This is a genomic window from Streptomyces sp. NPDC048442 (genome assembly GCF_040651475.1).
Lineage (GTDB): Bacteria > Actinomycetota > Actinomycetes > Streptomycetales > Streptomycetaceae > Streptomyces.
Genome location: NZ_JBEZKB010000016.1, coordinates 170263 through 186051 on the forward strand (window position 1 = coordinate 170263; position 15789 = coordinate 186051).

A 15789-nucleotide genomic window follows, 5' to 3' on the forward strand; every position below is an offset into this window, starting at 1 on the left:
TGACAGAATCCGACATGCTGATCAATCATCCGGTGGAAGGCCGGACCGGTCGACGGTGCGGCTCTTGCTTCTCGTTCCTACGGCCCGGCAGCTCCCCCAGAGTGGAAGAGTTGGCCTTGACCGCGAACCAGAAGCCCCGTCGTTCCTCTCGTGTGTCCACGGCTGGGTCCACAGCCGGGTCGACCGCACCGCCGTCCTCCGTTCAGCAGAGACTGTGGTTCCTGGCGCAGATGCAGGGGGCCGGCGAGGCGTACCACACACCCCTGGCCGTGGAGCTGCGGGGCGCGCTCGACCGCCCGGCCCTGGGCCGGGCGCTGGACGCGCTCGTCGCCCGGCACGAGGTGCTGCGCACCCGGCTGGTCGCCGTGGCCGGCTCGCCCGTCCAGCGGATCGACCCGCCGGGTGCGGGCTTCCCGCTCGCCGTACGGGACCTGTGCGGGCAGCCCCGCGCCGAGGATCAGCTCGCGGACATACAGCGGGAGTTGGCCGCCGCGCCGTTCGACCTGGCGGCGGAGCACCCGCTGCGGGGCTGTCTGGTGGCGTTGGACGCGGGCCGGCACGTACTGCTTCTGACGCTGCATCAGATTGCGGCGGACGACTGGTCGGCGGGTGTTCTGCGGCGTGAGATCGGCGCTCTGTACGCCGCCTTCGGAGGTTCCGGAGGCGGCGTGGGCGACCCGCTGCCCGCCGGTGTGGAAGACCCACTGTCCGCCGGTATGGCGGACCCGCTGCCCGTCCAGTACGCCGAGTACGCCGCCCGGCAGCAGGAGTGGCTGGCCGGCGACGCGGCGGTCCGGCAGGGTGCCTACTGGCAGCAGACCCTCGCCGACGCGCCCGTACTTCTGGAGCTGCCCACCGACCGGCCCCGGCCGGCCGAGCAGGACTTCCACGGCGGGCAGGTCACCGTGCGCTTCGGCGAGGAGCTGACCGCCGCGCTCAAGGAGTTCGCCCGGCGCAACGAATGCACCGTCTTCACGGCCGTCCTCGCGGGCTGGGTCCTGGTGCTGTCGCGCCTCTCGGGCCAGCAGGACGTGGTGATCGGCATGCCGACCGCCAACCGCCCGAGTGCCGAGCTGGAGGGCCTGATCGGCTCCTTCTTCAACACGCTGGCACTGCGGACGGACCTCTCGGGGGACCCGACGGCGGACGAACTGGTGGGGCGCGTGCGCGGGGTGACACTGGCCGCGCTGCAGCACGCGGAGCTGCCGTTCGAGCAGGTCGTCGATCTGGTCAGGCCGCCGCGGAGCCTGGGCCGTACGCCGCTGTTCCAGGTGACGTTCGCCTGGCAGGACGGCGGGGGCCAGGAGGGGGCCTGGGAGCTGCCCGGCGTCGAAGTGACACCACGTCAATCACCTTACGCATCGGCGAAGTTCGACCTGGCCCTGGCTCTGGGTGAGGCGGAGGGATGCATCAGCGGCACCCTCGACTTCGCCGTCGCACTGTTCGACGAGGCGACCGCGCAACGGTACGCAGGACATCTGCGCCGCGTCCTGGAGCAGATGACCGCCCGCCCCGACCTGCCCGTCGCCGAGCTGACGCTCCTCGACGAGCAGGAGCGCAGGCAGCTGCTGGTGGACTTCAACAACACCCGCGTCCCGGCGACGACCGGGGCAGGTCTGGTCGAGCGCTTCGAGACCCAGGTACGGGAACGCCCCGGGCAGACCGCCGTGGTCTTCCAGGGCGAACGGCTCGACTACGCCGCCCTGGACCGGCGCGCGGGCCGGCTGGCGCACGCGCTGATCGCCCGGGGGGTGGGCACCGATCAGGTGGTCGGGCTGCACACGGAACTCTCCGTGGACATGGTGGTGGGCATCCTCGGGGTGCTCAAGGCCGGCGGCGCGTACCTGCCGATGGACCCGGCGCTGCCCGTCGAGCGGCTGGCGGACATGGTGGCGGACTCCGGTGCGGTGCTGGTGCTGAGCAATGCGGCCACCGCGGCGGACGGGTGGCTGTCGTTGACCGAGGCCGAAACTGAAGCTGAAGCCGAGGCCGAAGCTAAAGCTAAAGCTGAGGTTGAGGTTGAGGTTGAGGCTTCTTCTCGCGAAGGTGGGCCCGGCGCGCCCGGCGTCACCGTCCGCCCGGACGACCTGGCCTACGTGATCTACACCTCGGGTTCGACCGGCCGCCCGAAGGGGGTGGCCGCCACGCACCGCGGCATCCTCAACCTCCTCGACTACTGGCTGGACGAGTTCGGTGCGACGCCAGGACTGCCGTCGGCGATGTGGCCCTCCTTCTCCTTCGACGCCTCGGTGCAGGAGTTCCTGCTGCCCCTGACCACCGGCGGCGTCCTGCACCTGGTGCCGCAGGGCGTCCGCGAGGACCCCGAAGCGCTGGTGGACTGGCTGGCCGAGCACCGCGTCGTGGACGTGCTGCTGCCGCCCGCCTTCGTCAAGTGGATCTGCGAGGCGCCGGAGCAGCGGCTCGACGGGCTCGCACTGCGCTGTGTACGCACCGGGTTGCAGCCGCTGCCCGAGGACAGCCTGCACCGGATGGAGCAGGCACTGCCCGGTCTGCGCGTCCTCAACGGCTACGGGCCCACCGAAACCGCGCTGTACTGCACCGCCTATCTGGGCCCTCGCCCGCTCGCCCGCCAGGCCCCGATCGGCAGGCCGGTGGCCCACATGCGTACGTACGTACTGGACGAGCGGCGCGAGCCGGTGCCGATCGGCGTGATCGGCGAGCTGTACATCGGCGGCGCAGGGCTGGCGCGCGGCTATCTGAACAGCCCGGAACTCACCGCCGAGCGGTTCGTGCCCGACCCCTTCGTGCCCGGTGCGCGCATGTACCGCAGCGGGGACCTGGTCCGCTGGCTGCCCGAGGGCCAGCTGCTGTACGTGGGACGCCGGGACCACCAGATCAAGCTGCGCGGGTTCCGGGTGGAGCCCGGCGAGATCGAGGCCACGCTGCTCGACGAGCCCGGAGTGGTCGAGGCGGCGGTCCTCACCGACCTGGACGCGAGCGGCGAGCCGTACCTGGTGGCGGCGATCGGCACGGGGGCGGCGGACGGTACGGGGGCGGCGGACGCCGTCGCCGGTACGGCGGACTCCGCCGCCGAGCCGCGTACGAACGCCGAGCCGAGTACGGACGCAGAGCCGCGCACGACCACAGAGCCGCGCACGGCCGCCGAGCCGCGCACGGCCGCCGAGTGGAAGGCCGCACTCGCCCGGCGCCTGCCGAGCCACATGATCCCGGCCTTCTACGTCGAGCTGCCCCGCCTGCCGCAGACGCCCAACGGCAAGCTCGACCGCACCGCCGTCCTGGAGCTCTCCCGGGCCGCCCGCCCGGCCCAGGTCAACCAGGCCAGTCCGCGCGACCACATCGAGCTGACGCTCTATCAGATATGGCAACGGCTGCTGCTGCACCCGGACATCGGCATCCGTGACAGCTTCTTCGACATCGGCGGTACCTCGATCTCCGCCATCAAGCTGGCCCACGCGATCCGCGAGGAGTTCGGCCAGTCGCTGCCGCTGCGCGACCTCCTGCTGCATCCGACCATCGAGGAGCTGGGCGGGCGACTGCGCCGGGGCGCGGACGGTGCGCCGCCGAGCAACCTCCTCACCTTCCGGCCGGGCGACGGCCGCGCCCATGTGGTCTGCGTCCACCCGGCAGGCGGCACCGCCTTCTGCTATCTGTCGCTGGCCAAGGCACTGCCCGACGCCCTCGGCATCCACGGCATCCAGTCGCCGGGCGTCAACCCCGGCGAATCCTTCCTGCCCACGGTCGACGCCATGGCCGAGTCCTATCTGGCGCTGATCGAGCCGCTGCTCGCCTCGGGCGGGCCGCTGGTACTCACCGGGCTCTCGTACGGCGGTCTGGTGGCCCACGAGATGGGCCGCCGCCTCGCCGCGGCGGGCCACGGGTCGCTGAGCGTGGTGCTGCTCGACACCCCGGGCACCGACGACCCGCAGGCGCGGGCGGCGGTCGTGCCGGTGGAGCTCGCGGAGTTCCGGGACAAGCTCATCAAGTTCAACGGCATGTATCCGGGCATCGACGACCAGCAGATCGAGCAGTACTTCCACCTCTACAACCACAACCGGCTCACCACGGTCGACCACGAGGCGTCGGATACGACGGCCAGGACCGTCCTGATGCAGGCGGTCGAGGGCGCGACCCAGGAAGAACTGCGGGAGGTCCGCGACTTCTGGCGGCGCCGTACCGGAGGAGCCGAAGGCAACTTCCTTGTGGAGCCGGTGAGTTGTGGCCACTGGGACATGCTGGAGTCCGCGGAGATTCTGCGGGTGGCGGCGACGATCGAGACCGAGCTGGCCCACTGCGGCGAGCAGACAGACACAGCACAGACAGACGCGGCACCGACAGACGCGGCACAGGCAGACACAGCACCGACAGACACAGCGCAGACAGACGCGAAGCAGGCGGACCAGGCATGAACGACACCACTCCCCACGACCTCCGCCCCGGCCCCGGCCTCGCCGCGACCGTGCTCGCCCGCGCCCGCAGCCACCCCTCGGCGCCCGCGCTCGTGGACGGCACGCGCCGCCTCGACTACGCGGAGCTGGAGGCCGCCAGCGCGTCGGCCGCCGACGCACTGCGCGCACACGGCGTACGTCCGGGCCAGGCGGTCGCGCTCTGTCTGCCGCGTTCGTGGCAACTGGTCTGCGTCATGCTCGGGGCGCTGCGCCTGGGCGCGGTGGTCGTACCGCTGGACGCCCAGAGCCCGCCGGAGCGCCGCCGCCACATCCTGACCGACTCGGCCAGTGTGCTGGTGGTGTACGGGGCGCAAGGCGCGGGCGACGCCGATGAACTGCCGCCCGGTGTCAGCCGGTTGAGCGTGGAGTCACTGCTCGACTCCGCAGCGGAACCCGAGTTCGACTCCCCAGCGGATCCCGAGTGCGACTCCGCAGTAGATCCCGACCGCCAGGACCACCCGGCCCCGGACGCCGCGACTCCCTCCTTCCTCTTCTACACCTCGGGATCCACCGGCCGCCCCAAGGGCGTCGAGGTGCTCGACGCCGGGATCCTGCGCCTCGCCGGGCCCGGGTATCTCGACCTGGCCGAGGGCGCCCGCTTCTCCTGCATGTCCAACCCCGCCTTCGACGCGCTCAGTTTCGAGGTCTGGGCCCCGCTGCTGACCGGCGGCTGCTGCGTGATTCTCGACGACGAGACCGTACAGACGCCCGAGTTGCTGGCCGCAGAGCTCGAACGGCTGCGCATCGACGTCCTGTTCATGACGGTGGCGCTGTTCAACGCGGTGGTCGACAAGGTGCCGCACTGCTTCTCCGGCATCGGCCAGGTACTCGTGGGCGGCGAGCAGCTCAACGCGCGCCTGATCACCCGCTGGTACCGGCACAACAGCACCTCCGGCACCCGACTGCACAACGTCTACGGCCCCACCGAGGCCACCACCTTCGCCCTTCTCCACCCGATCCCCCGGGACTTCGACGGCGACGTGGTGCCGATCGGCCGCGCCCTGCCGGGCACCGGAGCACTGCCGGTGGTCGACGGCAGCCGGGTGGCCGAGCCCGGTGAAGTGGCCGAACTCCTTCTGTCCGGCGACGCGTTGGCGGCGGGCTACCGCAACCTCCCCGAGGAGACCGAGCGCCGCTTCGTCACCCTGCCCTGGTACGACGGCGGCGCGCACCGGCACTACCGCACCGGCGACCTGGTGCGCCGCGACGCCGAGGGCCGCTACACGTACGTCGAGCGTGCCGACCGGCAGGTGAAGGTGCGCGGTTACCGCATCGAGCCGGGCGAGCTGGAGCGGGCGCTGACCGCCCATCCGGCGGTGCGCCAGGCGTATGTGTGCACCCAACGCGACGCGCACGGCGTCAACGAGCTGCTGGCCCATCTGGTGCTGGGCGCCGACCTGTCCTACGACGCGTTCGAGGAGCACCTGGCCGCCGGTCTGCCCGCGTACATGCGTCCGCACCGGACGTATCTGGTGGAGGAGCTGCCGCTCAACTCCAACGGCAAGGTCGACAGGGAGGCGCTGCTGCGCGACGCAGGCGCGCCCTGGCGGCGGGCCGGGGCGGACCGCCCCGAGCCGGGTGACGGAGCGGAGTCCACGAGTCTCCAGCGCGAGGTGCTCCAACTCGCCAGCGACATCACGGGAGTTGGCGGTCTCCGTGGCAGCGACCGCTGGATAGCCGTCGGCGGCGACTCGCTCAAGGCCCTGCGGTTGCGCTTCGAAGTGCGCCGGCGCTGGGGGGTCGAACTGCCCCAGGCCCTCGTACTGCGGGTGGACTTCGCCGAGCTGGCCGCCGCGATCGACGCGGGCCGCACCCAGGACCGCGAAGACAACGTTTCCCCCTACCCCGATCCCGCCGCCCCGGCCGGGGCGCGGTCCGCCCCCGCCACCTCCGAACAGCAGCGGCTCTGGCTCCTCCAGCAGCGGGATCCCGCCTCCCGGGCGTACCACGTGCCGCTCGTCTTCCGGGTGGACGGCGAGGTCGACGTGTCCGCGCTGCGGGAAGCACTGCGGGGCCTCGTGGTCCGGCACCCGGCCCTGCGCACCGCTTTCGAGGCAGGCCCCGGCGGGCTGAGCCAGGTGGTGGGCGAACCGTACGACCCGTGGGTCGAGCCCGACCCGGCGGCCGTCCGCGACGAAGCGGGCCGGACCGCCTTCACCGCCCAACTCTTCGACGCCGCCTTCGACTTGAACCAGGGCGAACTGCTCAGGGCCTGCTGGCTGCCCGGCCCCGGCGGCGGTGAGCTGCTGCTCTCCCTGCACCACATCGCGGTCGACGGCTGGTCGCTCAACGTCCTGTTCGGCGACCTGTCGCACGCTTACGCCGTCGTACGGGGCGAACGGCCGCAGGGGCCGGCCACCACGGCCGCCCCGACGCCGCTCGACTACGCCCTCTGGCAGACCGAGTGGTTCACCCGCGACGCCTATCGCGCCCAGCGCACCGAACTGCGCGCTGTTTACGCGGGGTTGGAGGATGCGAGGTCTGAGGATGCGGGCCGGGACGACCAGGGCGACCCGCTGGAGCCGGTCCGGGCACTGGACGGCGACACCGGCCGACTGCTGCACACCACGCTCGACGCGGGCCGTCGCACCGCACTCGACCGGCTCTGCGGCGAGCTCGGCCTGACCCGGTTCCAGGTGCTTCTGGGCGTGTACGCCTGGAGTCTGTACGGGGTCACCGGACGCACCCGGCTCAGGGTCGCGGCTCCGGTGGCCAACCGGCCGGTGCAGGAGTTCGAGTCCGGGGTCGGCATGTTCGCCAACACGGTGCTGCTGCCTTGCGAGTTGGCGGTGCACGAGCGGCTTCGTCCGCTGCTGCGGCGGCTCGGCGACATGTCACGGGCGGTCCTCGACCGCCAGGACGTGACACTGGCCGACGCGCTGAGCGATGCGTCGGCCGACGGCGGGGGCGGGTCGGGGGAGGCCCCCTTCGACTTCCTCTTCGTACTGGAGAACACCGACTTCGGCGCACTCGCGATCCCCGGCTGCCAGGTGCGTCCGCGCTGGCCCGAACCGGCCGCCGCGAAGTGCCCGTTGACACTGTCGGTGGTCGAGCGCGCCACCCCTGTGGAGAGTGAGTCCGAGGCCGCGCTCGACTGTCTGTGGGAGTACGACGCCCGCTACTTCGACGCCACGGAGGTGGCGGCGATGGCCGAGCTGTACCGGGAAGGACTCGACCGTCTCACGGCAGACGCTGCCGACCCCGCCCCCTCCCTTGTCGAACTGGTCGCGCCGTACCGGCAGCAGCTGCCCGATCCCGGCCGCGCGGCGCCGGTACAGCCGGTGTTCACCACCGCCGCCGAGGGCTTCGACCGGCAGGTCCGCCGTACGCCCGACGCACCTGCGCTGGTGACTGCCGAGCGGACCTTCACCTACTCCGAACTCGACGCCTACGCAGGCGAGTTGGCGGGCGAGCTGAGTCGCGCGTACCCGCTTCCTGAACTTCCGGAAGGGGATGCGAGCCCGCGCTGCGTGGCGCTCTACTTCTCACCGTCGGACACGCACGTGGTGGCGCTGCTCGCGCTGGCCCGGCTCAATGTGACCGCCGTCCCGCTCGACCCCTCGTATCCTCCGGCGCTGCTGCGGCAGATCCTCGCCCAGCTGGAACCGCTCTGCGTGCTGGTGCCGCCGGACCCGGACGGCAGCGGGGGTACGGACGTACTGGACGGGATCGCGCCGGACTCGCTGCCGCGCCACCCGGTCGTGCTCGCACCGCGTCCGCCGTCGGCCGCCTCCCGGGTGCCGTACGTGGCCCACGACGGGCAGCGGCCGCTGTACACGCTGTTCACCTCGGGCTCCACCGGCGTCCCGAAGGGGGTGCAGGTGCCCGACCGCACCCTGTGCAATCTGCTGCAGTGGCAGCAGGAGGCGGGCGGCCCGGCCGGGCCCGCCGTCACCCAGCAGTTCTCCATGCTCTCCTTCGACGTCTCCTTCCAGGAGATCTTCAGCACCCTGTGCGGCGGCGGCCGGCTGCACCTGGTGCGCCCGCAGTGGCGGCAGGACGCACCGGCGCTGCTCGACCAGCTCGAAGCGGCGGGTGCCGAGCGCATTTATCTGCCGTACGTGGCGCTCCAGCTCCTCGCGGAGCACGGTGTCCGGCTCGGCCGCTACCCCTCGCGGCTGCGCGAAGTCGTCACCGCGGGCGAGCAGTTGCTGTGCACGGACGCGATCAGGCGGTGGTTCGCGGGGCTGCCCGGCGCCCGCCTGTTCAACCACTACGGGCCGACCGAAACCCATGTGGTCAGCGGTCTGTGCCTGGAGGGCGACCCGGCCGGCTGGCCGCAGCGCCCGGCCATCGGCACACCGGTGGCGGGCGCCTGGCTGCGGGTGGTCGACGCCGCCGACCAGCCGGTGCCGCCCGGCCGCAGCGGCCGCCTGCTCATCGGCGGCCCCATGGCCGCCCCCTGCTACACGGGCGACAACCGCCTCAACGAGGAACGCTTCGTCGAACTGCCGGGACTCGGCACCTTCTACCGCAGCGGCGACCTCGCGCACTTCGACCACGAAGGCCTGCTGCACTACCGGGGGCGGGACGACCAGCAGATCAAGCTGAGCGGCCACCGTCTCGAACTGGGCCAGATCGAGGCGGCGCTCCTGCAGCACCCGGACGTCGTCAATGCGGTGGTCGTACGGGACGACGGCCACACAGGAGGCGTACGGCTGGTCGCGTGCCTGCAGGTGCGCGACACCGCCACGGCCCCCGGCCACGAGGAGCTGGTCCGGCATCTGACGCCACTGCTCCCCTCGTACGTACGCATCGACCGCTTCCGGATCCTGGAACGCCTGCCCCTCACCCCGAGCGGCAAGCTGGACCGGCGCGCGGCGCTCGCCGCACCCGGTGAGGAGCTGCGTCCGGGGGCCGTGCCCGATCGACCCGACCTGTCGCCGATGTCGCCACTCTCGCCGATTCCGCCGCTGTCGCCGCGCGAGATGCGGCTCACGGAGCTGTTCGAGGAGGTGCTCGGCCTGCCCGTCCGGCCGGACGAGCGCTTCTTCGACGCGGGTGCCTCCAGCCTCGGCCTGATGCGCTTCCATCTGCGCTGCACCGCCGAACCGGACCTGCACTTCTCGATCCCGGACCTCTTCGAACACGTCACGATCCGCCGCCTCGCGGCCTTTCTCGACGGTCAACAACCCAGTCCCACCACGGTAGTTGACGACTCACCACTCTCATCTTCGGAGCCGATCGCCGTCGTCGGCATGGCCGTACGCGTTCCCGGCGCCGACGACCTGGCCGCCTTCTGGGAGTTGATACGCACCGGAAGCCGCGGCATCGAGCACTTCGAGGCCGCCGAGGGCCTCGTCGGAGCGCGCAGCCAGATGTCGGAGCTGCTGTCCTTCGACCCGGAGCACTTCGGCATCAGCCGGCAGGAAGCCCGGCTGATGGACCCCCAGCAGCGCCACCTCCTGATGAGCTGCGTACAGGCGATGGCCCACGCCGGGCTCGCGCAGGCCGGTGAACAGCGCGCGGGAGCCCCCCGGGTCGGGCTCGTCGCGGGCTGCGGCGAGAACACGTACTTCCAGTCCATGCTGCGCGAGGCGGACCCCGAGCGGCTGCCGGACGGTTTCCAGCTGGCGCTCCACCACGACAAGGACTTCCTCACCACCAAGGTCGCCTACCACCTCGACCTGTCGGGGCCTGCGTTCACCGTGCAGGCGGCCTGCGCCAGTTCGCTGGTGGCGGTCCACGTGGCGGCGGGGCTGCTGCGGCAGGGCGACGCCGACGTGATGCTGGCGGGCGGGGTGCTCGTCGACACGCTGCTGACCGGCGGTTACGCGTACCGCCCGCAGCACATCTTCTCCGCGGACGGGCACTGCCGCGGCTTCAGCGACGACGCGAGCGGCACGGTCGGCGGGAGCGGTGTGGGCGTGGTGGTGCTCAAGCCTCTGCGCCTTGCCCGGCGCGACGGTGACACCGTGTACGCGGTCCTCACCGGCTCGGCCCTCAACAACGACGGTGCCGGCAAGCTCAGTTACAGCGCGCCTTCGCTGCCAGGACAGCGCGAGGTGATCCGCGCCGCGCTGCGCCGCAGCGGCCGTACGAGCGCAGATCTGGGGTACGTCGAGGCGCACGGCACCGGCACACCGCTGGGCGACCCCGTCGAGGTCGGCGCACTGCGGCAGGCCTTCGGGCTGTCGGAGAGCAACCGGTGCGCGCTCGCCTCGGTGAAGAGCCAGATCGGGCATCTGGGTGCGGCGGCGGGCGTCGTCGGGCTGGTGCGGGCCGCGCTGGCGGTCCACCACGGGGTGATCCCGCCGCAGGTCGACTTCCGCAGGCTCAACCCGCAGATCGGGTCGGACACGGCTCCGTTCTACATCCCGACCGAGGCAGCGCCCTGGCCCGCCGGACGGCCGAGGGTGGCGGCGGTGAGCAGCTTCGGCATCGGTGGCACCAATGCCCACGTGGTGCTCGAAGCGGACGGCGACGGTACGGAGACCGTCCGAACGTCAGCCTCGGGGGCGCCGCTCTGCCTGCTGCTCTCCAGCAGCAGTACCCAGGCGCTGCGCGCCGATGCCGCGCGCATCGCCGCCCACCTCCGGGCACGGCCCGAGACGTACGACGAGGTGCTGCGTCACCTCCAGGCCGGACGCCCGCTGCGCCGCTGGCGTACGGGGGCCGTGTGCGCCGACGTGACGGAGGCACTGGCCTGGCTGCGGACGGTCGCGGACGGCGAAACACAGCCGACGGAGACGACCGTGCCCGGCCCGGCTTCGGATTCCGGGGAAGGCACAGCCGCGGGTCTGCGTGCGGAGGAGCACTCACCCGCCGTTCTGGTCGAGGCCTGGCTGGCCGCCCGTACCGTCCACTGGGCCGCAGGACCGGCGCAGGCCCCCTGGGACTTCCCGCCGCCCGCCTTCGCGCTCACCCGCTACGACTTCGAGCGCGCCACCGCGCCGGGAGACACGGCTCCGGGTGCCCCGACGCCGGGCAGCGGGTGGCCGGAGCGGATCGACGAGGCCGGCTGGCTGCACCAGCCGCACTGGGTGCGTCTGAGGCGGGCCGCCGCCCGCCAAGTGACGGACAGACGTGGCCTGTTGGTGATGATGACGGCCGAGCCGTTGCCGCCCGAGGCGCTGCGGCCCTTCGAGGCGGTGTACGACCGGGTGGTGGCGGCGGTCGCCGCCGACACTTTCGCCCGGCTCGCCGACGACGTGTACGAAGTGGACCCTGCCGACCCCGGCTCGCTGCGTCAGCTGCTCGAAGCGGTGACCGCAGGTGCCGGGAGCAGCGTCGACTGGCTGCACGCCCTGCCGCTCGCGGTCCGGGGGCCGGTCGGCGAGGACTCGCTCGACCTTGCCCGGTGGGCCTGCCTGGACACTCCGGCCGCGCTGCTGCGCGCCGCGGCCGAGCTGTCGCACCCGGTGGGGCTGCGCCCCTGGTGGTTGTCGTACGGTGCCCAGCCCGTCGAAGGTCCCGTACAGCGACCGGAGTTGGGCCTGCTGGCGGGTGCGGCAGAGGTGGCGCCGCAGGAATGCGCCGTCGACGGGCGGTGGCTGGACCTGCCCAGTGACGAGACGGCCGACTGGTCCCCGGCGCTGGCGGGCCTGCTCGCCGCGGCGGACGCGGACGGCGGCAAGACCGGAGCGGCGGGACCGCACCGCCGCCTCGCGCTCCGGCAGGGGTACTGGTGGCATCAGGCGCTGTCGCCGGTCCCCGTGCCCGACCCCTCCACGCCGTCCGTCGTACCGTCCTCGGTTCCGGGCGATCCTGCGACGTACGTCCTGCTCGGTGGTACGGGCGGCATCGGCCGGGCCATCGCCGCCTGGCTGCTCGCGGAGTCCGCCTGCCGTGTCGTTCTGGTCTCCCGGCAGCCCCTCCTCCCGGAAGAGCTGGCGCCGTGGGCCGACCGCGTGGAGCTGGTCGAGGCCGATCTGGCCGTGGCCGCCCCCGGAGAGGTCCTGGAGCTGCTCGGCCGGCGCACCGGGCGGATCGACGGCGTGGTGCACGCCCTGGGCATGGCGGGCGGTGGGCTGCTCACCCGGCGCGATCCCGCCGTGCTGCGGTGGACCACGGAGGCCAAGCTGCGCGGTGCGCTGCTGGTCGAGAGGCTGATCGAGCGCCACAGGCCCGGCTTCGCGGTGTACTGCTCGTCGATGTCGGCGCTGTTCGGCGGCATCGGCCAGTTCGACTACGCCGCTGCGAACGGCTCGCTCGACGGTTTCGCCCGCCACAGTTCCGGTACGGCCGAGAGCACGTTGCGCATCGCGCTCGACTGGGACATCTGGCGCGAGGGCGGCATGGCCGAACGCGCCCTGCACGCGGACGCCCGCCATCAGGCACACCTCGCGGTCGGCCTGACCGCCGAGGAGGGGAAGCGGCTGTTCGCACGGGCGCTGCGCCTCCAGCTGCCGCAGCTGCTGGTGTCCACCACGGACATCGAACAGGCCCCCGCCTTCTACGCGGGACCGGCCACCCCGGTGCAGGATGCGCCTGTCGTACGGGACGATGCCGACGCCGACGCCGACACCACCGACGACGCGGCCGCCCGCCTCACCGGCTGGCTCTGCCAGTGGCTGGGGCTCACCGATGAGGAACTCGACCCCGCGGTCTCCCTGTACGACTACGGCGCCGACTCCCTCACCCTGATCGACCTGATCGTCAAGGTGGAGGACCACTACGGCGTGAGCCTCGAACTCTCCAGCCTCAGTCACCGCGTCAGCCTCGACGAGCTCCTGACACATCTGCGGGTGGAGTCCCCCCAGGAGGAACAGGTCTCGCTGGAGGTGTGGCAGGAGGGCACCGGCGCCGACCTGGTGTGCCTGGTCCATCCCGTGGGCGGCGACATCCAGGCGTACCGCGACCTGGTGTCGGCACTCGACCCGCGCCTCACCGTGTGCCTGATCGCGGATCCCGCCCTTCGCGACCCGGCTTCGCAGCAACCCGGCGGCGCGGCGGGCCCGGATGCGGCCTGGTCGCTCGCGGAGCGCGCCCGGCGCTACCACGACGCGCTCCAGGCGCGTTTCCCGCACGGCGAGTGGCGGTGGCAGCTGGCGGGCTGGTCCTTCGGCGCCTGGGTGGCCCACGCCATGGCGGCAGAGGCCGAGGCGGCGGGGCGCCCCGCCGCGGGGCTCCACCTGCTGGACCCGCCGGCGCCGGACGCCGGGACGCGCTTCCGTACGTACGACGAGGCGGGGATCGAGGCGGTCTTCGCGCACGAGCTCAACCAGGGAAGCGCCCGGGGATCCGGGCCCAGCGCGGGGGCGCAAGCGTACGCCGAGCGGCTCGCGCGCTGCTGCCGGGCCAATCTCGCGGCCATGGCCCAGCACGTACTGCCCGGCCTGACGCGCACGCCCGCCCGCCTCTGGCTGGCGAGCCTCCCGGTGGACGGCCTCCCTGAGCCCCTCTCCCCCGATGCCCAACTGGTCGCCTGGAAGGCCGAGTTGCCCCTGCTGGAAGACTGCCGGGAGCTCGACACCACGCACTACGGCATCGTCCGCCCGCCGCACACCCGCGCGATCGCCGACGCCGTGAACGCGGCGGCGTCCCTCGCAGGGCGCCACTGACCTGCGACGGCACAGCACCCCCCGTACGACCTCGTACGGGGGGGTGCCTGCCCTACGGTGCGGCGGACGTGGCGGCGTGAATGACGTCAGACGCGGTGACCGCCACTCGGCCGGTGACCGCTACGGCGCCATCTCGTAGGTTCCGGACAGCGCGGCGACCTGCTCCCAGACCCTGGCCGAGCGGGCGTCGTCCACGGCCGGGCGGCGGATCGCGGAGAGCGCCCAGTTCTGCTGCTGCTCGGTCGCGGAGTCCTTGCCGTGCAGTTCCACCGCGTGCGCGGAGAAGTCCCGTACGAGAACGGCGAACAGCTCGTCCAGGACGTCCTCGTCGAGGCCGGTCAGCTTCGCCTGCTCCAGGATCAGCTGCCCGTGCACCACCAGCGCGAACAGCTGGCCGACGGCGAGCAGCAGGTCCAGGTCGCGGCTCTGCTCCTTGTCCGGGGCGGCCGTGGTGACGAACTCGCAGAGGGCGTCGGCCTGTTCGCGCAGCCGGGCCACGTTCGGCAGGCTCGCGTACGCGTCGAAGGCGGGGCGCCAGTCGTGGAAGCGGACGTCGCCGAGGCCGCGGGCCGGGCCCTGCCGGAAGAGGAAGTCGTCGTCGGCCGCGTCGAGTCGGGTCGGCACGGGCTCGTACGGCGCCGGGTCCAGGAGGTGGTTCTTCATGAACTTCAGGATCAGGGCGAGGTTGACGTGGACTGTGCCCTCCAGCTTGGGCAGGCCGCGGATCTCGATGGCCGCCTGGGCGAAGTAGTTGTCCTTCTCGAAGCCCTTGGCGGCGATGACGTCCCACATCAGGTCGATGACCTTCTCGCCCTCGGTGGTCACCTTCATCTTCGTCATGGGGTTGAAGAGGAGGTAGCGGCGGTCGTCGGGGCCTGCGGTGCGGAAGTAGTCGACGGCGCGGTCGCTGAAGTGCTTCATGCCGACGAGGCGTACGTACGCGTCGGTCAGTTCGCGGCGCACGTGCGGGAACGCGGTGACGGGGCGGCCGTAGAGGATGCGGTTGTGCGCGTGGGTGACGGCCTCGTACATCGCGTGCTCGCAGATGCCGATGGAGGCGGTGCAGAGGTTGAACTTGCCGACGTTGACGGTGTTGAGGGCGGCGTCGAAGGCGGCCTTGCCGGTGTGCAGGACGTCGGCGGCGGTGACCGGGTAGTCCTCCAGGCGGAACTCGCTGACGTACTTCGAGGAGTCGACGACGTTCTTGACGAGGTGGTACGCGTCGTGGCGGCTGTCGGCGGCGAAGAAGACGTATCCGTCCGGGCCCTCGACGTCGGTGCGGCGGCCGAAGACGGAGACGATTCCCGCGGCGTTGCCGTTGCCGATGTAGTACTTGGAGCCCGAGGCGCGGAAGCCGCCGTCGGCGTCGGGCGTCAGCAGCATGTCGGTGGAGTAGATGTCTGCGCCGTGCGCCTTCTCGGACAGGCCGAAGGCGAACACCTCGCCCTGGTCGAGGAGTTCGGCCGCGCGGGTGCGGGCGGCGGCGTTGTCGCTCTGCCAGACGGGGCCGAGGCCGAGGACGGTGACCTGCCAGGCGTACCAGTAGTCGAGTCCGTAGAAGCCGAAGATCTCGTTGAGCGCGGCGATACGGGCGGTGTCCCACCGCTTGTCCGGGTTGCCGTCGGCCGCATCCGCCGGCGTGAGGAAGGTGGCGAACAGCCCTTCCTTGGCGGAGAACGCGAGGAAGTCCGCCAGCCAGGCGCGGGAGCGGTAGTCCTCGATGAGCCTGCGCTTGCCACGCGCCTCGAACCAGTCGACGGTGGCGCGCAGCAGCCTGCGGGTCTCCGCGTCGAAGCCCTGGGGGTCGTAGGTGTGCGGGTTGAACAGGAGGGACTCGGCCATGAGGGTCTACCTTTCGG

At 72.1% G+C, this 15789-nt stretch carries 3 protein-coding genes; 2 read left to right on the forward strand and 1 reads right to left on the reverse strand.

The annotated features are described in order from the left end of the window. Positions 1 to 152: 152 nt before the first annotated feature. Both AB0D18_RS23940 and AB0D18_RS23945 read left to right on the forward strand, forming a co-directional pair. Positions 153 to 4388 carry an amino acid adenylation domain-containing protein gene (locus AB0D18_RS23940; RefSeq protein WP_362422057.1) on the forward strand — a complete coding sequence of 1412 codons (4236 nt, stop codon included), beginning with the start codon at positions 153 to 155 and terminating at the stop codon, positions 4386 to 4388. Further along, entirely contained in the window at positions 4385 to 13930 is a 9546-nt protein-coding gene (locus AB0D18_RS23945; RefSeq protein WP_362422000.1) for an amino acid adenylation domain-containing protein, read from the forward strand. Before AB0D18_RS23940 ends, AB0D18_RS23945 begins: the two co-directional genes overlap by 4 nt. 120 nt (positions 13931 to 14050) lie before the next feature. On the opposite strand, the gene AB0D18_RS23950 is transcribed toward AB0D18_RS23945, so the two are convergent. Further along, a complete protein-coding gene (locus tag AB0D18_RS23950; protein ID WP_362422003.1) occupies positions 14051 to 15772 on the reverse strand; it encodes an acyl-CoA dehydrogenase family protein in 1722 nt (573 codons plus the stop codon). Positions 15773 to 15789: the final 17 nt, after the last annotated feature.

Excerpts from the sequence above, each read along its gene's own strand:
- AB0D18_RS23945 (WP_362422000.1), top strand. The coding sequence starts at position 4,385 with ATGAACGACACCACTCCCCACGACCTCCGCCCCGGCCCCGGCCTCGCC.
- AB0D18_RS23950 (WP_362422003.1), bottom strand. The coding sequence starts at position 15,772 with ATGGCCGAGTCCCTCCTGTTCAACCCGCACACCTACGACCCCCAGGGC.